The following is a 420-nucleotide window of genomic DNA, read 5'->3' as shown; positions in this document are numbered from 1 at the left end:
AACTCGGGCGGATGACCATCAACACACAGCTGAATACCTTTTGCAAAAAAAGGATTTTCGATGGGTTCATCTTCGAGACCGAGCAAACCATTACGACGTGCAATCTTAGCAAGGTGATTTGCCAGCCGAATAATCTCTCTTGGGTTGTCGTTACTTTCTAAGAAAGCAACAGAGAAGCCTTCTTTGATACCTGAAAAGAAACTGGCGATTCTGAATTTAACCAGTGTCACAGATACAGTGCCACCGACAACAATCAAAATACCGGCGACGTTTAAGAAAATGCTTGGGTCATCACCTTGGGCAACGCCAAGTCCCACGAATGCGATACCAGTGATGAGTCCTAATAGAGTGGCGAAATCCATTGATCCAACCTTATATGCAAGCTTTTAGGGTTATTTTAGTGAAGGATAACTCAGCACC

1 pseudogene is annotated in these 420 nt (G+C 43.8%); it reads right to left on the bottom strand.

What is annotated here, in order from left to right:
• A pseudogene (locus tag BTA35_RS17070) lies at positions 1–362 on the bottom strand (flagellar motor protein PomA); the annotation flags it as partial.
• Positions 363–420: the final 58 nt, after the last annotated feature.

This window comes from Oceanospirillum linum (assembly GCF_001995095.2).
GTDB classification, from domain to species: Bacteria; Pseudomonadota; Gammaproteobacteria; order Pseudomonadales; family Halomonadaceae; genus Oceanospirillum; species Oceanospirillum linum.
The sequence above is the reverse complement of the archived record's forward strand: the minus strand, read 5'-3'. Positions and strand labels throughout refer to the sequence as shown.